Genomic DNA, 20,754 nt, shown 5'->3' with positions numbered 1-20,754 from the left:
GGCGCAAAAGCGCCGTTACTACTCCGGCACCACCGCCGTGGCCTCGATCTCCACCAGTGCGCTGGGCTCCACGAGCCGCACGACCTGCACGAGGGCCATGGCGGGGTAGTGGGGGCCCAGGACGTCGCGATAGGCGGCGCCGATGGGTTTCAAATTCGCCTGGTAGTCGGCGATGTCGGTCACGTACCAGGTCAGGCGGACGAGGTGGCGGGGTTCGGCGCCTCCGCTGACCAGGATGGCGCGGATGTTGTCCAGGCACTGGCGCACCTGCGCGACGAGGCCGTCCGGGAAGCGTTCCTGCGCGTCCCAGCCGACCACGCCGCCCGTGACCAGCAGCGCGCCGCGCGCCAGCACGCCGTTGCTGTAGCCGCGCGGGCGGGGCCAGCCCTCGGGCAGCAGGTCGCGCCGGGAGGCACCGGGGAGGGGAGAGGCTTCGAGCGCCGGGCTGATGTCGGTCATGATCGTCACGCGGACAGGGGGACGGGGTCGGCCGCCATCGCGACCTGGCGCAGGGCGAAGCGCTGGAGCTTGCCGGTTTCGGTGCGGGGCAGGCGCTCCACGAACAGGATCGAGCGCGGGTACTTGTAGGGCGCGATGTCGCGCTTCACGAAATCCTGCAGCTCCTTGACCATCTCCGGCCCGGGCTCCGCGCCCTCGCGCAGCACCACATAGGCGCGCACCACCATGCCGCGCTCCTCGTCGGGCGCGCCGACCACGCCGCATTCGGCCACGGCGGGATGGGCCAGCAGCGAGGCCTCCACCTCCGGGCCGGCGATGTTGTAGCCGGACGAGATGATCATGTCGTCCGTGCGGGCCTGGTAGACGAAGTAGCCGTCGTCCGTCTGAAGGAAGGTGTCGCCAGTCACGTTCCAGCCGCCCTTCACGTAGTTGCGCTGGCGCGCGTCCGCGAGGTAGCGGCAGCCGGTGGGGCCGCGCACCGCGAGGCGGCCGGGCGTCCCGCGCGGAACCTCGCGGCCCTCGTCGTCGATGATGCGGGCCTCGTAGCCGGGCACCACCGTACCGGTGGAGCCGGCGCGGACCTTCTCGTAGGGCGCGCCGATAAAGATGTGCAGCATCTCGGTCGCCCCGATGCCGTCCATCATCGGGATGCCGGTCGCCTTGCGCCAGGCCTCGAAGGTGGCGGCCGGCAGGCTCTCGCCGGCCGAGACGCAGCGGCGCAGGCTGGAGACGTCGCGGCCCTCCAGCTTGCCCAGCATGGCGCGGTAAGCGGTCGGAGCCGTGAAGCTGATCGTCGCGCGGAAGCGCTCGATGGCGGCCAGGAGTTCGTCCGGCCCGGCCTTGTCGAGGATCACGGAGGATGCGCCGGCGCGCAGCGGAAACAGCACCAGCCCGCCGAGCCCGAACGTGAAGGCCAGCGGCGGGGAGCCGATGAACACGTCGTCCGGGCCGGGTTTCAGCACCTGGCGGCCATAGGCGTCGCAGATCGCCAGCAGGTCGCGGTGATTGTGCATCGTGCCCTTGGGCTCGCCCGTCGTGCCTGAGGTGAAGCCGATCAGGCAGCAATCCTCGGCCGCGGTGTCGACAGGCTCGAACGCCGGCGAGGCCTTCGCCATCAGGCTCTCGAGCGAGCCAGGCGCGCCGTCCCCCCAGGTCACGATGCGCTTGAGGTCCGGCGCGAGGCCCTGCGCGGTTTCGAGATCGCCCAGGAGGCGCGCATCGCAGAGCGCAAGGGACACCTTGGCCTTCGCGATCGGGTAGGCGAGCTCGCGGGCGCGCAGCAGCGGCATGGTGGCGACCACGACGCCGCCCGCCTTCAGGATGGCGAGGTAGGCCGCGACCAGCATCGGCGTGTTGGCCGAGCGCAGCAGCACGCGGTTTCCGGGCACGAGGCCGAGATTGCCCACCAGCACGTTGGCGATGCGGTTCACCCGCTCGGCGAGGTCGGCATAGGTCCAGGTCCCGCCCGGCGCATGGATGCAGGCCGCGGCGCCGTGGCCCTGGCTCACCCAGTTGTCCAGCAGCTCCGTGACGGCGTTCAGCCGCTCCGGGTATTGCAGCTCCGGCAGCGTGAACAGGAAGTCCGGCTGCTGGTCCGGCGGGGGCAGGTTGTCCCGCGTGAAGGTGTCGACATGCGCTGAACGGGTCATGGGGGGAACCTCGCCGTCTGCTCAGAAGGGGACAGAGTGTCGATGGACCAGAACCGCCGTCATCCCCGGCCGCAGCGGCGCAGCCGCGGAGGGGAAGGTGATCCGGGGGCCGCTAGCGCCAAGCGTTGTCGGCTGCGTGCGGAGAGATGGGGCCCAGTCGCCTGGATCCCCTTCCCGTCGCTGCGCGACGCCGGGGATGGCGGAGGAGGGACGCAACGCGTCTCGGGCGATCATCGGGCGGCCCTGCCGCTGCCGGCCGCGCGGGCTTTCAGCACTTCGCGAGCGATGATGAGCTTCTGCACCTCGGTGGCGCCCTCATAGATGCGCAGCGCGCGGATCTCGCGGTAGAGCCGTTCCACCACCGTGCCGGTCTTCACCCCGAGCCCGCCGAAGAGCTGCACGGCCTTGTCAATCACCGTCTGGGCGTTCTCGGTGGCGGTCATCTTCGCCATCGCGGCTTCGCGGGTGATGCGGGGCGCGCCGGCGTCGCGCGCCCAGGCGGCGCGGTAGACCAGGAGGGCGGCGGCGTCGACGTCGGTGGCCATTTCGGCCAGGGACGCCTGGGCGAGCGGGAGGTCGGCCATGGGCGCGCCGAAGAGCTTGCGCGTGAGGGCGCGGTCCAGCGCCTCGTCCAGCGCCCGGCGGGCGAAGCCCAGCGCGGCGGCGCCGACCGTGGAGCGGAACACGTCCAGCGTCCCCATCGCGACCTTGAAGCCTTCGCCGGGGCCGCCGAGCCGGTTCGCGGCCGGGATGCGGCAGTTCTCGAAGGCGAGGCGCGCCAGCGGGTGGGGGGCGATCACGTCGATGCGCTCGGCGATCCTGAGGCCCGGCGCGTCGGCCGGGACGATGAAGGCCGAGATGCCCCTGGCGCCCGGCGCCTCGCCGGTGCGGGCGAACACCATATAGACGTCCGCGATGCCGCCATTGCTGATCCAGGTTTTCTCGCCGTCCAGCCGCACATGGTCCGGCCCGTCCGGGGTCGCCGCGCACGCCATGGCGGCGACGTCCGAGCCGGCCTCTGTCTCCGACAGCGCGAAGGCCGGGATGACGCGCCCGGCGGCGATTTCCGGCAGCCAGCGGCGCTTCTGCTCGTCGGTCCCGAATAGCGCGATGGGGCCGGAGCCCAGCCCCTGCATCGCAAAGGCGAAGTCGGCGAGGCCGTCGTGATAGGCGAGCGTCTCGCGCGACACGCAAAGGCTGCGCACGTCGTAGCCGTCGCCTTCGCCCCCATAGGCGGCCGGCGCCACCGCCTTGAGCCAGCCGGCGCGGCCGAGCGCGGCCACGAGGCGGCGGCAGGAGGCGTCGACGTCGTGGTGGTTCACCAGCCCGGGCAGGGCGTCCGCCGCCCAGGCGTCGAGCTTTGCGGCGCGCTCCGCGTGACGGCGCTCGAAAAAGGGCCAGTCCAGATAGGAGCGGTCGGGCATGTCAGTCGCCCTCGAACACGGGTTTCTGCTTGGCTGCAAAGGCCCGGTAGGCGCGGCCGAAATCCTCGGTCTGCATGCACAGGGCCTGCGCGACGGCCTCGGCCTCGATGCTGTCGTCGACGCCCATGGCCCACTCCATGTGGAGCATGCGCTTGGTCATGGCGTGCGCGAAGGTGGGGCCGGTCGCGATCTCGTCCGCCATGGCGAGCGCAGCGTCGAGCAGCGCCTCGGGGTCGAGCAGACGGTTGAAGAAGCCCCAGCGCTCGGCCTCGTCGCCCGGCAGGGCGCGGCCAGTGTAAAGCAGTTCGGAGGCGCGGCCCTGGCCGATGATGCGCGGCAGCATCGCGCAGGCGCCCATGTCACAGCCGGCGAGACCGACGCGGTTGAACAGGAACGCCACCTTGGCGCGGGCCGTGCCGTAGCGCAGGTCCGACGCCATGGCGACGATCGCGCCCGCGCCCGCGCACACGCCGTCGATGGCGGCCACGATGGGCTGCGGGCAGGCCCGCATCGCCTTCACGAGCTCGCCGGTCATGCGGGTGAATTTGAGCAGCCGCACGGTGTCCATCGCGACCAGCGGGCCGATGATCTCGTGCACGTCGCCGCCGGACGAGAAGTTGCCGCCCGCGCCGGTGACGACCACGGCCTTCACGGTCTCGTCCTTGCCGAGCGCGCGGAAGAAGTCGCACAATTCGGCATAGGATTCAAAGGTGAGCGGGTTCTTCTTCTCAGGCCGATTCAGGGTCACGACGGCGGTCTTGCCGCGCACCTCATGGCCGAAATGCCGGGCCTCGTAGCCGCCCAGCGGCAGGGTGATCGGGTTGGCGTTCATGATGCGGGGCTCCCGGCCAGTCCGGCGCGCACGGAGGCCTTGGCCTTCGCGAGCAGCCGCATGAGGTCGTTGATGTCGTTCTCGGCCATGCCGGCGAAGAGGCGGGCCAGCCAGTCCGCGTGCTCGGCCGCCATGGCGCGAAATTCCGCCCGGCCCTTGGCGGTCAGCGTGATCACCTGCACGCGCCGGTCGTGCTCGGCCGTGCGGCGGTCGACGTCGCCGGAGGCCAGCAGCTTGTCGACCACGTGGGTGACGTTGCCGTTGGAGACCATCATGCGCTTCGACACGTCCGAGAGCGTCATGCCGTCCGGCGCGCGATCGAGCTGCGCCATCAGGTCGAAGCGGGGCAGGGTGATGTCGAAGCGCTCGCGCAGCTTGGAGCGGATCTCGCCCTCGATGAGGTTGGCGCAGGTGAGCAGGCGCAGCCAGAGCCTCACCTCGCTCTCGTGGGCGGAGGGCTCCTCCAGCGCCTTGGTTTCAGCGTCCAGCAGCATGGCGTGCCCCTCAGGCGATGGTTTCGCCGCCATCGATCACGATGGCCTGGCCGGTGACGGCCGCAGCGGCGTCCGAGACGAGCCACAGGATGGCGGCGGCGATCTCCTCGGGCTGGACCAGCCGGCCCATAGGCTTGGCGTCCACGAACTCGGCCATGAGGTCGCCGGCGTCGCGCCCGATCTTCTCGGCGCGCTTGGCCATTCCGCCCAGCACCATCTCGGTTTCGGTGAAGCCCGGGCAGATGGCGTTCACGGTGACGCCGGTGCGGGCCGTTTCCAGCGCCAGCGCGCGGGTGAGGCCCAGCATGGCGTGCTTGCCGGCCGCGTAGGCGGTCATGAAGGCGTAGCCCTTCAGCGCCGCCGTGGAGGCGATGTTGACGATGCGGCCGCGTCCATCGGCGATCATGCCCGGCAGCAGCATGCGGATGGCCTCGGCCGGCCCGGTGACGTGCTGGGCCAGCATGGCGGCCAGCGCCGCGCCGTCGTCCTTCAGGAAGGGGCCGGACGCAGCCGTTCCGGCGTTGTTGACCAGGATGTCGACGGGCCCGTCGTTCAGGGCGCTTTCCAGCGCCTGGCGCAGCGCCGGCGCGTCGCCCACATCGGCCGCGATGCCGCGGGCGGCGTCGCCCGCCGCGACCGCCTCGTCCAGCGACGCCTGCGAGCGCCCCAGGATTGTGACGTCCGCCCCGGCCTGCGCCAGCGCGTGGGCGATCGCCCGGCCGATGCCGCGGCTTCCGCCGGTGACGATCGCTCTGCGTCCGCTCAGGTCGCCCATGCCGTGCCTCGCGCCAGATGCTTTAAGCTTAAAACTGTTCATCGGGGGAGCGCAAGAGCGGCGTGGCGTCGGTCGACCTCCCGTCATTGCGAGCGCAGCGAAGCAATCCAGCTGACGCCGGGCCAGATGGCGCGCCTTCCGCCCAGCGCCTGGATTGCTTCGTCGCTTCGCTCCTCGCAATGACGGCGAGGGGAAATCCAAGCGGGAGCACCGCGAATTATTTGAACCCTAAAATAATTTGCGCGACGGATTGGGTCGTGCCAACAATTATGTGTGGAGCCCGGGTGGGCGGCCGTCCTAGCATGGCGCCCGAAACAGGGGAGGGGTTGTGCACATGAGGCGTATCGCTCAAAAAACGATGATGGCGTCGATGCTTGGGGCCAGCGTGCTGGCGCTTTCGGCGTCCGGCGCACTGGCGCAGGAGCCGCTGAAGATCGGCCTCGTGACCGTGCTGACGGGCCCGCAGGCTGCGCTCGGCGGGCAGGTTCGCGACGGGTTCAACCTCGCGATCAAGGATCTCGGCGGCAAGATGGGCGGCCGGCCGGTCGAGGTGATCGTCGTCGACGACGAGCTCAAGCCCGACGTGGCGGTCACCAAGGTCCGCACGCTGCTGGAGCGCGACAAGGTCGACTTCGTGGTCGGGCCGGTGTTCTCCAACATCCTGCAGGCGATCTTCAAGCCCGTCACCGACAGCGGCACGATCCTGATCTCGCCCAACGCGGGCACGTCCAACTTCGCCGGCAAGCAGTGCAACGAGAACTTCTTCGTCTCGTCGTACCAGAACGACCAGCCGCACGAAGTGATGGGCAAGTACGCGCAGGACAAGGGCTACAAGCGCGCCTACATCATGGCCCCCAACTACCAGGCCGGTAAGGATTCGCTGGCCGGGTTCAAGAAGCACTTCAAGGGCGAGATCGTCGACGAAGTCTACATGCCGCTCGGAAACCTCGACTTCTCGGCCGAGCTGGCCAAGATCGCGGCCGCCAAGCCCGACGTGTTCTTCGCCTTCATGCCGGGCGGCATGGGCGTGAACCTGGTGAAGCAGTACCGGCAGGCCGGCCTCGCCGACAAGACGCCGTTCTTCTCCGCCTTCACGGTGGACGAGTCGACGCTGCCGGCCCAGCAGGACGCGGCGCTCGGCTTCTTCGGCGGCATGACCTGGGCGCCGAACATGGACAACCCGCAGAACAAGAAGTTCGTTGCGGCCTACGAGGCGGCCTACAACGCCGTGCCGGCGTCCTACGCCATGCAGGCCTACGACGCGGCGCAGATCATCGACAGCGCGCTGAAGGCCACCAAGGGCTCGACCTCCGACAAGGCGGCGCTGCGCGCAGCCATCAAGAAGGCCGACTTCACGTCCCTGCGCGGCAAGTTCAAGTTCAACACCAACGGCTACCCGATCCAGGACTTCTATGTCGTCAAGGTCGCCAAGAGGGCCGATGGCAAGTTCCAGACCGAGATCGGCGAGAAGGTGTTCACCGACTACGGCGACACGCACGCGGCCGACTGCCCGCTGAAGTAGGGGCCTGTCTCGCCGTCATCCCCGGCCGGAGCGCCTCAGGCGCGGGGGTGAAGAGATCCAGAGGTGAGCGCCTTTGCCCCTGGATCCCCTTCCCGGCGCTTCGCGCCGCCGGGGATGACGGTGGAGATCGTGCTCCGCCTGGGGGCGAGGGCCGCAGCCTGGAACCCTCTCCCGCGCGGCGGGGGAGGGCAGGTCGAGCCGCCAGAATACCCCTCATCCTGAGGAGCCCTGCGCAGCAGGGCGTCTCGAAGGACGAGGGGCTCCAGAATGCTCGATCGCCGCATCTGCTGGAATCCTCGTCCTTCGAGACGCAGGCCCCAGTGGGTCTGCTCCTCAGGATGAGGGGCATCGAGGCGAGCACATCACCTCCAGAGTGCGAAGCGAAGTACGATTTCATGTCCCTCACCCTCCTCACCATCCAGATCCTCAACGGGCTGCAGCTCGGGCTGCTGCTGTTTCTGGTGGCGGCCGGGCTGACGCTGGTGTTCGGCGTGATGGACTTCATCAACCTTGCGCATGGCGTGCAGTACATGGTGGGCGCCTATCTGGCGGCCGCGCTGATCGCCTATACGGGCAGCTTCCTGCTCGGCCTCGTGCTGGCGCTCGCCGGCGCGCTCGCGATCGGGCTCGTGATGGAGGGGCTGATCTTTCGGCACCTCTACGGGCGAAGTCATCTCGACCAGGTGCTGGCCACCTTCGGGCTCATCCTCGTGCTCAACGAGGGCGTGAAGATGATCTGGGGCGCGGCCCCAATCAGCGTCGGCGTGCCGGAGGCGCTGCAGGGCTCGGTGGCGCTGGGCGACGGCGTTCTTTACCCGGTGTATCGCTTCGCCATCATCCTGGCCGGCCTCGCGGTGGCGGGCGGGCTCTGGCTGGTGATCGACAAGACGCGCATCGGCATGCTGGTGCGCGCCGGCGCGTCCAACGCGCCGATCGTGTCGGCGCTGGGCGTCGACATCAACCGCCTCTTCATGATCGTGTTCGCCTGCGGGGCCATGCTGGCCGGTTTCGCGGGCGCGATGGCGGCTCCCATCCTGTCGGTTGAGCCCGGCATGGGCGACAGCGTGCTCATTCTGGCCTTCGTCGTGATCGTGATCGGCGGCATCGGCTCCATCCGGGGCGCCTTCGCGGCGGCGCTGATCGTCGGCCTGCTCGACACTTTGGGCCGCTCCTACTCGGTGGACCTCCTGCGCCTGTTTTTGCCGCCGCCGGCCGCGCGCGGCGTCGCGGGCGGGCTGTCCTCCATGTTCATCTACATCCTCATGGCCGTGGTGCTGTTTTTCCGGCCCGAGGGTCTGCTGCCGGCGCGGGGGCGGTCATGAGCGCGGAAGCCACGCCGGCGCCCGCCGCAGCTGCCCGCGCGCGTTCGCGCCTGGCGCTCTCCACCACGGCGCCGCTCGTCATGCTGGCATTGTTCGCGCTCTTGCCGCTGCTCGCCATCGCGACCGGGCAGACGCATTGGCTGTCGCTGATCAACCGCATCGTCATCCTCGGCATCGCGGCGCTGTCGCTCGATCTCATCCTGGGGGTCGGCGGGCTGGTGAGCTTCGGCCACGCGGCCTTTATCGGCCTAGGCGCCTACACGGCGGGCGTGATGGTGGACGCCGGGCGCGGCGACCTGCTGCTCGTCGTTCCCGCCGCCCTGCTGGTAAGCGCCGTGTTCGCGGCCCTCACGGGCGCGGTGTCGCTGCGCACCAAGGGCGTGGCCTTCATCATGATCACGCTGGCCTTCGGCCAGATGGCGTTCTTCTTCTCGCAGGCGCTCTATGCCTATGGGGGCGACGACGGGCTGACCTTGCTCGAGCGTTCCACCGTGGCGGGCTTCCCGATCCTCGCCAACAAAGTGACGTTCTTCTACGTGTCGCTCGGCTTCCTTGTGGTCGCCTACCTGCTGGTGCGGGCCGTGGCGGCGTCGCGTTTTGGCCGGGCGCTGCAGGGCGCGCGCGACAACCCGGTCCGGGTCGCGAGCTTCGGCTTCGACGTGTTCCGCATCCGCCTGGGCGCCTATGTGATCTCGGGCATGCTCGCCGGGCTGTCGGGCGTCCTCCTGGCCAACCAGGCCGAATTCGTCAGCCCGGCCTACATGGCGTGGCAGCGCTCGGGCGAGCTCATCTTCATGATCATCATCGGCGGGCTCGGCTCGCTCTGGGGGGCGGTGCTGGGCGCGGCCGCCTTTCTGTTGCTCGAGGAGGCGCTGTCCGGCTTTTCCGAGCACTGGAAGCTTGGCTTCGGCGTGCTGATCGTCCTGTTCGTGCTGTTCACGCGCGGCGGCCTCGCCGATCTGGCGCGACGCCTCACAGGAGGGCGCGCATGAGCGAGCCGCTGATCCGCATCGACGGCCTGCGCAAGTCCTTCGGCGCGCTCGTGGTGACGGACGACGTGTCGCTCGACGTCGCGCCGGGCGAGCTGCACGCTCTGATCGGGCCGAACGGCGCCGGCAAGACGACGCTGATCCACCAGATCGCCGGGACGCTGCAGCCCAATGCGGGGCGCATCTTGATCGGCGGCGTGGACCTCAGCGGCGCGTCTCCGGCCGCCCGCGCCCGCGCCGGGCTGGCGCGCACCTTCCAGATCACCTCCATCATCCCAACGCTGGACGTGCTCGGCAACGTGGCCTTGGCCGCTCAGGCCCGGTCGCCCGGCGCGCTTCGCCTCTTCGGACGCGCGACCACGGACGAGGCCTTGAACGCCCAGGCCCGCGCCGCCATCGCGGCGGTCGGGCTTTCGGCCCGCGCCGGCGCGCCGGCCGGCATGCTCTCGCATGGCGAAAAGCGCGTGCTCGAGATCGCGATGGCGCTCGCGATGGAGCCCAAGGCCATCCTGCTGGACGAGCCCATGGCGGGCGTCGGGCGCGAGGAATCGGCGCGCATCGTCGAGCTCCTGCTCAGCCTGAAGGGGCGCTACGCCATGCTGCTGGTGGAACACGACATGGAGGCGGTGTTCTCGCTGGCCGACCGCATCAGCGTGCTGGTCTATGGCAGCGTGATCGCGACCGGCAGCCCGGACGCCATTCGCAATGACCCCGCCGTGCGTGCGGCTTATCTCGGCGACGAGGCCGCCTGATGCTGGAAGTCCGCAATCTCCAGTCCGGCTACGGCGACGCGCAGGTGCTGTTCGGCGTCGATCTCGATGTCGGCGCCGGCGAGGTGGTCACGCTGCTCGGCCGCAACGGCATGGGCAAGACCACCACGGTGCTGACCGTGATGGGCCTCTTGAAGCCCCGCGGCGGAACGGTGCGCTTCGATGGCGTCGATCTTTCGGCCGCGCCGCCCTTTCGCCGCGCGCAGGCCGGGCTCGGATTGGTGCCGGAGGGCCGGCAGGTGTTCCCGACGCTCACGGTCGAGGAAAACCTGATCGCCACCGCGGCCGACCGCTTCGGCAAGGCGCGCTGGTCGCTGGCGCGCGTCTACGCATTCATGCCGCGGCTGGAGGAGCGCAAGGGCAACCGGGGCAACGAGCTTTCGGGCGGCGAGCAGCAGATGCTCGCCATCGGGCGGGCGTTGATGACGAACCCCAAGCTGATCATCCTGGACGAGGCTACCGAAGGGCTTGCGCCCATCATCCGGCAGGAGATCTGGGCGTGCCTCGCGGCCCTCAAGGCCGAGGGCGAGTCGATCCTGGTGATCGACAAGCACATCGACGCCCTCGCGCGCATCGCCGACCGGCATGTCGTGCTGGAAAAGGGCCACGTGGTCTGGTCCGGCTCCAACGGCGCGCTGCTGGCGGACAGCAGCGTCAAGGACCGCTATCTTCACCTGTAGCCAACAAGGGAGGGCAACCATGAAGCCGATGACCGCAGGCGTGACGCCGGCCGGGCAGGGGATCGACGGCATCAGCTGGAACATCCTGGGCCAGACCTACGTGCCCAAGCACCTCACCGAGAGCTCGTTCTCGTGGCACGCCACGTTCCCGCCCGGCACCTTCGTGCCGCCGCACATCCATCCCAACCAGGACGAGTTCATCTACGTGCTGGAAGGCCGCTTCGACCTCGTGCTCGACGGCCAGGAAGTGGGCGCCGGCCCGGGCGATCTCATCCGCCTCCCGCGCGGCGTGCCGCACGGCATCTTCAACAAATCCGATGCGCCGACGAAGTGCGTGTTCTGGGTGTCGCCCACCGGCCCGCTCTACGACCTGTTCTGGGGCATCCACTCCATGGCGGACCAGAACCCCAGCGACGTGGTCGCGCTGGCCGCCAAGCACGAGGTCGACTTCCTGCCACCCCCGCCTGATGGAGCGTAACAGCTTCGCTCTCCGTCATCCCCGGCGGCGCGCAGCGCCGGGAAGGGGATCCAGGAGACTGGGCGGAGGCTCGGGCTTTGGCCTGGATCCCCTTCCCGCGCCTTCGGCGCGCCGGGGATGACGGCTGAGAGGTGCGACGGCCGTGACACCCTCCCGTCATTGCGAGCGTCAGCGAAGCAATCCAGCCTGATGCTTGGCCTTTAGACTGGATTGCTTCGCCTCCGGCTCGCAATGACGGCGAGGCGCTGGAACGGCGCTCGCGTCTCTCCGTCATCCCCGGCGGCGCGTAGCGCCGGGAAGGGGATCCAGGGGTCGGGGCTGAGGCTCGGGCTTTGGCCCTGGATCCCCTTCCCGCGCCTTCGGCGCGCCGGGGATGACGGCTGAGAGGTGCGACGGCCGTCAGACCCTGCCGTCATTGCGAGCGACAGCGAAGCAATCCAGCCTGATGCTGGGCCTTTAGGCTGATTGCTTCGCCTCCGGCTCGCAATGAGTGGAGGCGCTGGAAGGGCGCTCAACTCTCTCCGTCATCCCCGGCGGCGCATAGCGCCGGGAAGGGGATCCAGGGGTCTGGGCTGAGGCTCGGGCTTTGGCCCTGGATCCCCTTCCCGCGCCTTCGGCGCGCCGGGGATGACGGCGGGGAGGGTCCTCGAACACGCCTCATCCCGCCCGGCGGTTCAGTTGCGTAAGCGCGAAGCCCGCCTTGCCTGCGTAACTCTTCACGATGGCCTCGCGCCGCGCGTAGCTCAGCACGCGCTCGACGTCGTCGAAGCCGCTGGGAGCCAGCGCCTCCACGGCGTCGATGACGCGTTCGGGCCCGCCCTGGCGGTTCATGGCGCAGATCTCGGCGGTCTTGGGCAGGCGCTCGGCTTCATACATCGCCAGCGCGTGGCGCGGGTGGTCGGCCTTGGCGAGGCTGTCGGCGAGGCAGCGGGCGTCCAGGATGGCTTGGCTCGCGCCGTTGGAGCCGACCGGATACATCGGATGGGCGGCGTCGCCGAGCAGCGTCACGCGGCCGTGGGTCCAGCGGGGCAGGGGGTCGCGGTCGCACATGGGATACTCCCAGAACTGCGGCGTCGCCTTGACGAGACCCTCGATGTCGACGCCCGGCACCGTGAAGCGGCGCGCGAAGGGCAGCACGTCCTCCAGCCGGCCCTGGCCGCTCCAGGTCTCCTTCGGCGGCGGCTTGTCGGGATCGCCGAGGCGCACATTGACGACCCAGTTGGTGAGGCGGGTGTCGGCCCGCTCGCCCTTGCCGATGGGGTAGAGCACCAGCTTGGCCTGCATGCCGCCGGCGATGATCATGCTCTCGCCGTCGAGGAATTTCGGCCAGTCGATCGCGCCGCGCCACATGCGAACGCCCTGCCATTTCGGCGCGCCCTGGCCCGGAAAATAGCGCGCCCGCACGGCCGAGTGGATGCCGTCGGCCCCCACCAGCGCGTCGGCCCGCACGCTCTCGCCGGCGGCGCCGTAGCGGCTATCGGCGAAATGGGCGGTGACGCCGCCCTCGTCCTCGATGAGGCCCAGCAGCCGGCGGCCGGTCTGCACCGAACCGGCGCCGAGCCGCTCCACCACGGCGTCGTGGATCAGCTTCTGCAGCCGGCCGCGATGAATGGAGAACTGCGGCACCTTGAAGCCCGCGAAGACGCCGCGCGGCTCCTGCCAGACGGTCTGGCCATAGCGGTTCATGTAGTGGAGCTCGCGGGTGCGGATGCCCACGGCGTCCAGCGCCGGCAGGAGGCCCAGCTCCTCCAGCTCCGCGATGGCGTGCGGCAGCGTGTTGATGCCGACCCCGACCTCGCGGATCGTGCTGGCCTGCTCGTAGACGGTGGCCTTGATCCCCCGCCGGTGCAGCATCAGGGCGGCCGTGAGCCCCCCGATCCCGCCCCCTACGATGATGACATGCATGCGGAATTTCCCCCCAGGGCGGCATCAAAGTCGGTTTGGCGGCGAGGCGCAATCCCACGAGCCACAGGCTCCACTCTCGCCGTCATCCCCGGCGGCGCGCAGCGCCGGGAAGGGGATCCAGGCGGCTGGGTGAGGCATCGCGCTCGTGGCCCCTGGATCCCCTTCCCGACCTGCTGCGCAGGTCGCCGGGGATGACGGCGAGGGGAACGGACGCGCGATCACGCCCCGACCCGGTGCGATTTCGGCTTCGCCTTGAGCTTCAGGTCGGTGAGGTCGGCCTTCTCCCGCGGCGTGTTGCGCTTCAGCTGGTCCCAGCCGGGCTGGTAGGGCTTGGGCGGATGCGCTTCCGCGCCGTACCAGGCGGCGGCGCGCAGCGCGAAGGCGGGGTCGGCAAGGTGCGGGCGGCCGAAGGCGACGAGGTCGGAGCGGCCGGCCGCCAGGATGGTGTTGGCCTGGTCGACGCTGGTGATGTTGCCGACGCACATGGTGGCGACCCGCGCTTCGTTGCGGATCTGCTCGGCGTAGGGCGTCTGGAACATGCGCCCGTAGAAGGGCCGCGACGCCGGCGAGGTCTGGCCGGTGGAGACGTCCACGAGGTCCACGCCCGCCTGTGCGAAGGCCTCGGCGATCGCGACCGCGTCGCCCCCAGTCAGGCCGCCCTCGATCCAGTCCGTGGCCGAGATGCGCACTGACATGGGCTTGCCCGCCGGCCAGGCCTCCCGCAAAGCCGTGAACACCTCCAGCGGGAAGCGCAGGCGGTTCTCGATCGAGCCGCCGTACTCGTCCGTGCGCTGGTTGGTGACCGGCGACAGGAAGCTCGCCAGCAGGTAGCCGTGGGCCGCGTGGAGCTCCAGCATGTCGAAGCCGCAAGCGTCGGCCCGCCGGGCGACGGCGACGAACTGGTCGCGCACGCGAACCATGTCGGTGCGGTCCATGGCCTTGGGGGCGCGGCTTTCCGGGTAGTAGGGCAGGGGCGAGGGCGCGACGATGTCCCAGCCGCCCTCGGGCAGCGGCCGGTCCATGCCCTCCCACATCAGCTTGGTCGCGCCCTTGCGGCCGGCGTGGCCCACCTGCAGGCAGATCTTGGCGGCCGAGTTGGCGTGCACGAAATCGACGATGCGCGTCCAGGCGGCCTGCTGCGCGTCGTTCCACAGCCCCGTGCAGCCGGGCGTGATGCGGGCGTCCGGCGCGACGCAGGTCATCTCGGTGAAGATCAGCCCGGCGCCGCCCATGGCGCGCGAGCCGTAATGGACGAGGTGGAAGTCGCCCGGCATGCCGTCCACGGCCGAATACATGCACATCGGCGACATCACGAGCCGGTTCGGCACCGTGAGTTCGCGCAGGCGCAGCGGCTGGAAGGCGGGCGCGGCGGGGCGCTCGGCGTCCACCGGCAGGCCCGCTTTGGCGACGCCCTGCGCGAAGCTCTTGTCCAGCGCGCGCACGAAGTCGGGCGCCCGCAGCTCCAGATTGTCGTAGGTGATGGACTTCGCGCGCGTCATCAGCCCGAAGGCGAACTGCACCGGGTCCATGTCGAGGAAGCGCTTCACGTGCTCGAACCAGACGAGGCTGACATCGGCGGCGTGCTGGGTCTTTTCCACCTCCTCGCGCCGGCCTGTTTCGAAGCGGCCGAGGGCGGGCGCCACCGCGCCGCGTTCGGCCACGAGCGCGCGGTGCAGCGCGATGGCGTCCTCCATGGCGAGCTTGGTGCCCGAGCCGATGGAAAAATGCGCCGTCGCCTTGGCGTCGCCGAGCAGCACGACGCGCTCGTCCATGGTCCAGCGCGCATTGCGGATCATGGGGAATTGCCGCCACAGCGAGCGGTTGGCGATCAGCGGATGCCCCTGGAGCTCCTCGGCGAACACGCCCTCCATGAAGGCGACGCTTTCGGCTTCCGACATCGCGCCGAGGCCAGCCTTTTCGAAGGTCTCGGGGTCGGTCTCCAACACCCAGGTCGAGCGGTCGGCCTCGTACTGGTAGCAATGCGCGATGAACACGCCGTGCGGCGTTTCCTTGAAGAAGAACGTGAAGGCGTCGAACGGGCGGGTCGAGCCCATCCAGGCGAAGCGGTTGGGCCGCAGGTCCACCTGCGTGCCGAAATGGTCGCGGTTCTGCTCGCGGAAGCGCGAGTTGACGCCGTCCGCCACCACCACGAGGTCGGCCTCGTCCGGCCCCGGCAGGGCCTCGCTCTCGTGGCCGAACACGAGCTCGACGCCCAGCGCCCGGGCGCGCTCCTGCAGCAGCATCAGCAGCGTGCGGCGCGAGCAGCCGCAAAAGCCGTTGCCGCCGATGCGGTGCTCTTCGCCCCGGATGTGGATGGAGATGTCGTCCCAATACGCGAAGGCGTTTGTGATCGCCTCGTAGCTCTCGCGGTCGGCGCGCTCGAAATTGTCCAGGGTCTGGTCGGAGAACACCACGCCGAAGCCGAAGGTGTCGTCGGCCTGGTTGCGCTCCAGCACCCGGATGGCGGCCTGCGGGTAGGATTTGGCGGCCAGGATCGCGAAATACAGGCCCGCCGGCCCGCCGCCGATGATGCTGATGCGCATGGTCGCCTCCACTGCCCGGGCTCGCCCGCCCGGTTCGCGAGATGATTTAAGCTTAAAAGAATTTGGCGGGCAAGGGAGGGGTTGGGGGCTTCCTTCTCCCCACGGGAGAAGGTGGCCCGAAGGGCCGGATGAGGGTCTGACGACAAGGCGAAAGGCCGCTACGAGCCAAGTCGATTACCGCTAGTCCCTCATCCGGCTGCTTCGCAGCCACCTTCTCCCGGGGGAGAAGGACCGCTCCAAGCCCCCACCCACCCCCGCAACCATGCTAGTCTCGCCGCAACCAACCCCCACCAGCAGGACCGCCCCCATGGCCGAGAAACGCTACCACAAGGACACGCTTGGCAACCGCAAGCTCGCGCCCGAGACGTTGATGCTGGGCTATGGCTACGACCCGACCCTGTCGGAAGGCGCGGTGAAGCCGCCGGTGTTTCTCACCTCCACCTTCGTGTTCACGTCGGCCGAGCACGGCAAGGAGTTCTTCGACTACGTCTCCGGCCGCAAGCGCCTGCCAGCCGGCGAAACGGCCGGGCTCGTGTATTCGCGCTTCAACCACCCCAACGCCGAGATCGTTGAGGACCGGCTCGCCGTGTTCGAGGGCGCCGAGAAGGCGCTGCTGTTCTCCTCCGGCATGTCGGCGATCTCCACCAGCATCCTGGCCTATGCGCGGCCGGGCGACGTGATCCTCCACTCGCAGCCGCTCTATGGCGGCACCGAGACGCTGATCACCAAGACGCTGGCCAATTTCGGCATCAAGGCCGCGCCGCTGGGCGACGGCGTCGACGAGGCCGGCATGATGGCGGCCGCGGAAGCCGCCGCAGCCATGGGCCGCGTGCCGATGATCTTCATCGAGACGCCGTCCAATCCGATGAACTCCATCGTCGACATCGCGGCCGTGCGCCGCGTCGCGGAGGCCATCGGCCGAAAGCAGGGCGACCGGCCGCTGATCGCTTGCGACAACACCATGTTAGGGCCGGTGTTTCAGAAACCGATTCAGCAGGGCGCCGACCTGTCGCTCTACTCGCTCACCAAATATGTGGGCGGCCATTCGGACCTGATCGCCGGCGCGGCGCTGGGCTCGGACGACCACATCCGCCCCATCCGCCTCCTGCGCTCGGCCATCGGCACGCAGCTCGATCCGCATTCCTGCTGGATGCTCGGCCGCTCGCTGGAAACGCTGGTGCTGCGCATGCGCGCCGCCAACGCCAACGCCGAGAAGGCGGCCGAGTGGCTGCGCCGGCACCCGAGCGTCACGGGCGTGTATTTCCTCGGCTTCCTGCCGGAGGGCTCGCCCGAGCGGCGCGTCTACGAGACGCAATCGGAGGCGCCGGGCTCAACCTTCTCGTTCGACGTGCGCGGCGGCGAGGCGGAGGCGTTCAAGGTGCTCAACGCGCTGCAGATCGTGAAGCTCGCGGTCAGCCTCGGCGGCACCGAATCGCTCGCCTGCCACCCGGCCTCCACCACGCATTCGGGCGTCCCCAAGGATGTGCGCGACCGGCTCGGCGTCAGCGACGCCACCATCCGGGTGTCGATCGGCATCGAGAACGCCGACGACCTCATCGCCGACCTCGCCCAGGCGCTGGAGACGATCGCTTAAGGGGGCTGTCTGCAACCCCTCCACCGTCATTGCGAGCCGGAGGCGAAGCAATCCAGTCTAAATGCCTGGCATTAGCTGGATTGCTTCGCTGGCGCTCGCAATGACGAGAGGGTGATCCGGCGTCTCACCCCCAACTGTGGCGCGAAAGACTCACCGCCAAGCTCTTCCTCCGCGTAGGGAACTATCCGGATGACGACCCCGGGGGCGCAGCCTCAAGCTGCCATCTCCGCAACTGGGGGTTGGTCGGATGGGGGCGATTCGAGGCTTGGGGACGGCGGTCCTCGCGGTGATGCTGCTGGCCTGCGCCCACGCGCCGGCGGACGCCAAGCCCCGCAGCGTCGGGGCCGCCCAGGGCGGCAGCCAGCTCGCCATGACGGTGAGCGGCGTCGCGCCGGCGCCCAAGGCCTTCTACCCCTTCTGCGACAAGAACCCCGGCGAGTGCACGGCGCGCGGCGACGCCGCCGCCTTCCGCACCACGCCCGAGCGCATGGCCGAGCTCGACGCCGTGAACCGCAGCGTCAACGACACCATCCGGCAGGTCACCGACCTGGAGCACTACGGCGTCTCGGACGTCTGGGGCTTTCCGGACGACGGCGCCGGCGACTGCGAGGATTTCGCCCTCCTGAAGCGCCGCAAGCTCATGGCGCTCGGCTGGCCCTCCGGCCGCCTCCTGATGACGGCCGTGATCGACCAGAACGGCGAGGGCCACGCCGTGCTCACCGCCGTCACGGACAGCGGCGACCTCGTGCTCGACAACAAGCGCGACGAGATCCGCCCCTGGCGCAGCACCGGCTATTTCTTCCTCACCCGCCAATCCCAGGACGCGCCGCGCCAGTGGGTCTTCACCGCTCCGCCGACGCAGATCCTTGTCGCCCTGAAGCGCGCCAATGGCGGCGTCGGCGCCCGCACCGCCCGCGTCGCCTCCGGCCAGCGCTGAGGGCGCCTTAGCGCCCCAACTCGCCGCTCGCGTCTTAACGCCGCCGGCATTCTCCGGCCGGACGTCGCGACCATCCCACCGCCTCGCCGTCATTGCGAGCCAGAGGCGAAGCAATCCAGCCTAACTGCCGGGCCTCAAGGCTGGATTGCTTCGCGTATCGATCGACCATCTCGGGCGTTGACGGTCAGGGCGACGCCGCCAATCCGGCGGCCATGCCCCTATCGTTAAAGGAATTTCCGATGATCCTTCCCTTAGGAGCCATTGTCGCGGTGATCGACGGCGAAAAGCTGGTCATGCTCAAAAACCACGGCGACGAACGTGAAATGAAGCTCTCGGCCATGCCGACGGCTCATGTCGAGAGCGAAAGCGCCAGCTCGGGCGCCCGCCATCACAGCAGCGCGGCCAATCCCGACGAAAGCCAGGCTGCGGAGGACGGTTTCGCCGCCGGCGCCGCAAACCTTCTCAATCGCCAGGTCCTTGACGGCGCCATTTCGAGCCTCGTCATCATCGCGGCGCCGAGAACGTTGGGCGAGCTGCGCAAGCACTACCACAAGGCGCTGATCGCCGTTCTCCAGCATGAGATCGCGAAAGACCTCACCGGCCACGCGGTGCGCGACATCGAGAAGACGCTCGCCGCCGCCTGACGCCAACCGCGATCGGCCCGGGGTCGGTCGGCCTATCGAGATGGCGAGGGCCTGCGCCCCCGCCATTTTCTGATTTCGCGCCAGCCGGCGGCCGCGCCCGGCCAAGCAGAGCCACCGCGCCGCCGAGCCGTATTCCGGCGGCTTGCGGCAGGCGTCGCGCCCGAGGCGCTACTTCAGCCCCAGCGCCAGCCCGCTCAGGTCCAGGCTGACGATCACGCCGGTCTGCTCGCCGGCCAGCGTCAGCACGGCGCCGTTCTGGTTGGTGAGCACCACCGCCTGCGCGCCCTTGATGGCCGCCGCGCCGGCGCCGGCCTGCGCGTAGACGCCGGCGATGTCCGACGGCCGGCGAATGTTGCTCACCGTTCCGCGAAAGCGCGTCTCCGACGCGCCGAACGTGAACCCGTAGCTCAGCCCGCCGATCGACAACGGATAGCGCCGGCCCCCGAACACCAGCGTCCCTTCCCCGGCCGACCCGCCCAGCACGAACCCGGCCTTGAAGATCCGCAGCCGCACGGCCCCACTGGCCGCCTCGGCCTGGGTCGCGGCGCCCGCGACGGCGCAAAGGGCAAGGGCGGCGACGGAGAGCTTGGAGAGGAGGTTCATGGGGGGACAGCCTTTTGGAAAGAATAGGGGCGGGGAGGCGCAAACCTGCGATTGCAGGAAACGCAGCCTAGGCCGCGCGGGTGGGCTGGTCCAAGGCTTAGTTCGCGTAAGAGTTGAGCGGGGCGGCCCACCCACGCCGTCATCCCCGGCCGGAGCGCCGAAGGCGCGGAGGGGAAGGGGATCCAGAGCCACACGCGGGATGTCGGGCCCAGTCCCCTGGATCCCCTTCCCGGCGCTGCGCGCCGCCGGGGATGACGGAGAGAGTGCGGCCGTCTCCGGTTAGGATGCATCGCACCTGCGAACGGGTTCAACCTCCCGACAGTGGCGGGTTGCGCCTTGCCGGCGCCAAGCTCGCCCATGCGGTTCGCTGTCTACATCCTCGCCAGCCAACGCAACGGCACGCTCTATGTGGGCGTGACGCGCGATCTTCCGCGTCGCCTGGAGCAACACCGGGCTAGCCGCGCCTCGTCCTTTACCGGACGATACAGCGTGCTGCGCCTGATCTATGTCGAGCGCTTCGAAACCGCGCTGGACGCCATTGCCCGCGAGAAACAGCTGAAAGGCTGGAACAGGGCGTGGAAACTCAAGCTCATCGAAGCCGCCAACCCGCAATGGCTCGAACTCGCCGCCGATTGATCGCCGATCCACCCCCGCCGTCATCCCGGCCGCAGCGCCGAAGGCGCGGAGGGGAAGGGGATCCAGAGCCACACACGTGATGCCGGGCCCAGTCCCCTGGATCCCCTTCCCGGCGCTGCGCGCCCCCGGGGATGACGGAGAGAGTGCGGCCCTGTGCGGTTGGACGGCGCCGGCTCACCCTGCCGTCATCCCCGGCCGGAGCGCCACTGGCGCGGAGGGGAAGGGGATCAGAGCCACACGCGCGATGCCGGGCCCAGTCCCCTGGATTCCCTTCCCGTCGCTTCGCGCCGCCGGGAATGACGGAGAGAGTGCGGGCCTGTGCGGTTGGACGGCGCCGGCCCACCCCCGCCGTCATCCCCGGCCGGAGCGCCGAAGGTGCGGAGGGGAAGGGGATCCAGAGCCACACGCGCGACGCCGGGCCCAGTCCCCTGGATCCCGTTTCCGGCGCTGCGCGTCGCCGGGGATGACGGAGAGAGTGCGGCCCTATGCGGTTGGACG

General features: G+C 69.6%; 19 protein-coding genes. 10 read left to right on the top strand and 9 right to left on the bottom strand.

What is annotated here, in order from left to right:
- Positions 1–18: 18 nt before the first annotated feature.
- The 6 genes from AC1DSZ_RS19770 to AC1DSZ_RS19745 all read right to left on the bottom strand — a co-directional run bounded on the left by AC1DSZ_RS19770 (position 19) and on the right by AC1DSZ_RS19745 (position 5,633).
- Complete coding sequence (locus AC1DSZ_RS19770) at positions 19–459, bottom strand: RidA family protein (RefSeq protein WP_476840060.1); 441 nt, start codon at positions 457–459, stop codon at positions 19–21.
- A 5-nt stretch (positions 460–464) separates the two neighbouring features.
- Positions 465–2,108: a benzoate-CoA ligase family protein gene (locus AC1DSZ_RS19765; RefSeq protein ID WP_476840059.1), complete on the bottom strand. Its 1,644-nt coding sequence runs from the start codon at positions 2,106–2,108 to the stop codon at positions 465–467.
- A 230-nt stretch (positions 2,109–2,338) separates the two neighbouring features.
- Complete coding sequence (locus AC1DSZ_RS19760) at positions 2,339–3,532, bottom strand: acyl-CoA dehydrogenase family protein (protein WP_476840058.1); 1,194 nt, start codon at positions 3,530–3,532, stop codon at positions 2,339–2,341.
- Position 3,533: 1 nt separating this feature from the next.
- Positions 3,534–4,364: an enoyl-CoA hydratase family protein gene (locus AC1DSZ_RS19755; protein ID WP_476840057.1), complete on the bottom strand. Its 831-nt coding sequence runs from the start codon at positions 4,362–4,364 to the stop codon at positions 3,534–3,536.
- On the bottom strand, positions 4,361–4,858 hold the full coding sequence (locus AC1DSZ_RS19750) for a MarR family winged helix-turn-helix transcriptional regulator (RefSeq protein ID WP_476840056.1): 498 nt from the start codon (positions 4,856–4,858) through the stop codon (positions 4,361–4,363). Before AC1DSZ_RS19750 ends, AC1DSZ_RS19755 begins: the two co-directional genes overlap by 4 nt.
- Before the next feature lie 10 nt (positions 4,859–4,868).
- Positions 4,869–5,633, bottom strand: coding sequence for an SDR family NAD(P)-dependent oxidoreductase (locus AC1DSZ_RS19745; protein WP_476840055.1), 765 nt, complete (start codon positions 5,631–5,633; stop codon positions 4,869–4,871).
- A 361-nt stretch (positions 5,634–5,994) separates the two neighbouring features.
- On the opposite strand from AC1DSZ_RS19745, the gene AC1DSZ_RS19740 reads away from it, so the two are divergent.
- From AC1DSZ_RS19740 to AC1DSZ_RS19715, 6 genes are all read left to right on the top strand, one after another.
- On the top strand, positions 5,995–7,155 hold the full coding sequence (locus AC1DSZ_RS19740) for an ABC transporter substrate-binding protein (protein ID WP_476840054.1): 1,161 nt from the start codon (positions 5,995–5,997) through the stop codon (positions 7,153–7,155).
- A gap of 395 nt (positions 7,156–7,550) precedes the next feature.
- Positions 7,551–8,477 (top strand): branched-chain amino acid ABC transporter permease, encoded by a 927-nt coding sequence (locus AC1DSZ_RS19735; RefSeq protein ID WP_476840053.1) that lies wholly within the window; start codon positions 7,551–7,553, stop codon positions 8,475–8,477.
- Positions 8,474–9,469, top strand: a complete 996-nt coding sequence (locus AC1DSZ_RS19730; RefSeq protein WP_476840052.1) for a branched-chain amino acid ABC transporter permease — start codon at positions 8,474–8,476, stop codon at positions 9,467–9,469. The genes AC1DSZ_RS19735 and AC1DSZ_RS19730 overlap by 4 nt, the downstream gene beginning before the upstream one ends.
- Complete coding sequence (locus tag AC1DSZ_RS19725; protein ID WP_476840051.1) at positions 9,466–10,218, top strand: ABC transporter ATP-binding protein; 753 nt, start codon at positions 9,466–9,468, stop codon at positions 10,216–10,218. The genes AC1DSZ_RS19730 and AC1DSZ_RS19725 overlap by 4 nt, the downstream gene beginning before the upstream one ends.
- Positions 10,218–10,916, top strand: coding sequence for an ABC transporter ATP-binding protein (locus AC1DSZ_RS19720; protein ID WP_476840050.1), 699 nt, complete (start codon positions 10,218–10,220; stop codon positions 10,914–10,916). The genes AC1DSZ_RS19725 and AC1DSZ_RS19720 overlap by 1 nt, the downstream gene beginning before the upstream one ends.
- Positions 10,917–10,935: 19 nt before the next feature.
- Positions 10,936–11,394 carry a cupin domain-containing protein gene (locus tag AC1DSZ_RS19715; protein WP_476840049.1) on the top strand — a complete coding sequence of 153 codons (459 nt, stop codon included), beginning with the start codon at positions 10,936–10,938 and terminating at the stop codon, positions 11,392–11,394.
- A gap of 657 nt (positions 11,395–12,051) precedes the next feature.
- Here the strand turns inward: AC1DSZ_RS19715 and AC1DSZ_RS19710 are convergent.
- Positions 12,052–13,299, bottom strand: coding sequence for a flavin-dependent oxidoreductase (locus AC1DSZ_RS19710; RefSeq protein WP_476840048.1), 1,248 nt, complete (start codon positions 13,297–13,299; stop codon positions 12,052–12,054).
- A gap of 218 nt (positions 13,300–13,517) precedes the next feature.
- Positions 13,518–15,842 carry a bifunctional salicylyl-CoA 5-hydroxylase/oxidoreductase gene (locus tag AC1DSZ_RS19705; protein ID WP_476840047.1) on the bottom strand — a complete coding sequence of 775 codons (2,325 nt, stop codon included), beginning with the start codon at positions 15,840–15,842 and terminating at the stop codon, positions 13,518–13,520.
- A gap of 307 nt (positions 15,843–16,149) precedes the next feature.
- Here AC1DSZ_RS19705 and AC1DSZ_RS19700 point away from each other — a divergent pair, with 307 nt between their 5' ends.
- The 3 genes from AC1DSZ_RS19700 to AC1DSZ_RS19690 all read left to right on the top strand — a co-directional run bounded on the left by AC1DSZ_RS19700 (position 16,150) and on the right by AC1DSZ_RS19690 (position 19,017).
- Positions 16,150–17,436 carry a cystathionine gamma-synthase family protein gene (locus AC1DSZ_RS19700; RefSeq protein ID WP_476840046.1) on the top strand — a complete coding sequence of 429 codons (1,287 nt, stop codon included), beginning with the start codon at positions 16,150–16,152 and terminating at the stop codon, positions 17,434–17,436.
- 265 nt (positions 17,437–17,701) lie between these two features.
- Positions 17,702–18,373 carry a transglutaminase-like cysteine peptidase gene (locus AC1DSZ_RS19695; RefSeq protein ID WP_476840045.1) on the top strand — a complete coding sequence of 224 codons (672 nt, stop codon included), beginning with the start codon at positions 17,702–17,704 and terminating at the stop codon, positions 18,371–18,373.
- Positions 18,374–18,612: 239 nt separating this feature from the next.
- Positions 18,613–19,017: a host attachment family protein gene (locus AC1DSZ_RS19690; RefSeq protein ID WP_188519664.1), complete on the top strand. Its 405-nt coding sequence runs from the start codon at positions 18,613–18,615 to the stop codon at positions 19,015–19,017.
- Positions 19,018–19,185: 168 nt separating this feature from the next.
- Here the strand turns inward: AC1DSZ_RS19690 and AC1DSZ_RS19685 are convergent, their stop codons facing one another.
- Positions 19,186–19,620, bottom strand: a complete 435-nt coding sequence (locus AC1DSZ_RS19685) for a hypothetical protein (protein WP_476840044.1) — start codon at positions 19,618–19,620, stop codon at positions 19,186–19,188.
- A 357-nt stretch (positions 19,621–19,977) separates the two neighbouring features.
- Here AC1DSZ_RS19685 and AC1DSZ_RS19680 point away from each other — a divergent pair, with 357 nt between their 5' ends.
- A complete protein-coding gene (locus AC1DSZ_RS19680; protein WP_476840043.1) occupies positions 19,978–20,256 on the top strand; it encodes a GIY-YIG nuclease family protein in 279 nt (92 codons plus the stop codon).
- The last annotated feature ends 498 nt before the right edge of the window (positions 20,257–20,754 follow it).

The organism is Alsobacter sp. P4_H11 (genome assembly GCF_056400925.1).
Note: the sequence above shows the minus strand (reverse complement) of the source record. Positions and strands in the feature narration are given on the sequence as shown.

What these genes read in the sequence shown, in the direction of transcription:
- AC1DSZ_RS19770 (WP_476840060.1), bottom strand. Translation starts at nt 459, where the DNA reads ATGACCGACATCAGCCCGGCGCTCGAAGCCTCTCCCCTCCCCGGTGCC.
- AC1DSZ_RS19765 (WP_476840059.1), bottom strand. Translation starts at nt 2,108, where the DNA reads ATGACCCGTTCAGCGCATGTCGACACCTTCACGCGGGACAACCTGCCC.
- AC1DSZ_RS19760 (WP_476840058.1), bottom strand. Translation starts at nt 3,532, where the DNA reads ATGCCCGACCGCTCCTATCTGGACTGGCCCTTTTTCGAGCGCCGTCAC.
- AC1DSZ_RS19755 (WP_476840057.1), bottom strand. Translation starts at nt 4,364, where the DNA reads ATGAACGCCAACCCGATCACCCTGCCGCTGGGCGGCTACGAGGCCCGG.
- AC1DSZ_RS19750 (WP_476840056.1), bottom strand. Translation starts at nt 4,858, where the DNA reads ATGCTGCTGGACGCTGAAACCAAGGCGCTGGAGGAGCCCTCCGCCCAC.
- AC1DSZ_RS19745 (WP_476840055.1), bottom strand. Translation starts at nt 5,633, where the DNA reads ATGGGCGACCTGAGCGGACGCAGAGCGATCGTCACCGGCGGAAGCCGC.
- AC1DSZ_RS19740 (WP_476840054.1), top strand. Translation starts at nt 5,995, where the DNA reads ATGGCGTCGATGCTTGGGGCCAGCGTGCTGGCGCTTTCGGCGTCCGGC.
- AC1DSZ_RS19735 (WP_476840053.1), top strand. Translation starts at nt 7,551, where the DNA reads ATGTCCCTCACCCTCCTCACCATCCAGATCCTCAACGGGCTGCAGCTC.
- AC1DSZ_RS19730 (WP_476840052.1), top strand. Translation starts at nt 8,474, where the DNA reads ATGAGCGCGGAAGCCACGCCGGCGCCCGCCGCAGCTGCCCGCGCGCGT.
- AC1DSZ_RS19725 (WP_476840051.1), top strand. Translation starts at nt 9,466, where the DNA reads ATGAGCGAGCCGCTGATCCGCATCGACGGCCTGCGCAAGTCCTTCGGC.
- AC1DSZ_RS19720 (WP_476840050.1), top strand. Translation starts at nt 10,218, where the DNA reads ATGCTGGAAGTCCGCAATCTCCAGTCCGGCTACGGCGACGCGCAGGTG.
- AC1DSZ_RS19715 (WP_476840049.1), top strand. Translation starts at nt 10,936, where the DNA reads ATGAAGCCGATGACCGCAGGCGTGACGCCGGCCGGGCAGGGGATCGAC.
- AC1DSZ_RS19710 (WP_476840048.1), bottom strand. Translation starts at nt 13,299, where the DNA reads ATGCATGTCATCATCGTAGGGGGCGGGATCGGGGGGCTCACGGCCGCC.
- AC1DSZ_RS19705 (WP_476840047.1), bottom strand. Translation starts at nt 15,842, where the DNA reads ATGCGCATCAGCATCATCGGCGGCGGGCCGGCGGGCCTGTATTTCGCG.
- AC1DSZ_RS19700 (WP_476840046.1), top strand. Translation starts at nt 16,150, where the DNA reads ATGGCCGAGAAACGCTACCACAAGGACACGCTTGGCAACCGCAAGCTC.
- AC1DSZ_RS19690 (WP_188519664.1), top strand. Translation starts at nt 18,613, where the DNA reads ATGATCCTTCCCTTAGGAGCCATTGTCGCGGTGATCGACGGCGAAAAG.
- AC1DSZ_RS19685 (WP_476840044.1), bottom strand. Translation starts at nt 19,620, where the DNA reads ATGAACCTCCTCTCCAAGCTCTCCGTCGCCGCCCTTGCCCTTTGCGCC.
- AC1DSZ_RS19680 (WP_476840043.1), top strand. Translation starts at nt 19,978, where the DNA reads ATGCGGTTCGCTGTCTACATCCTCGCCAGCCAACGCAACGGCACGCTC.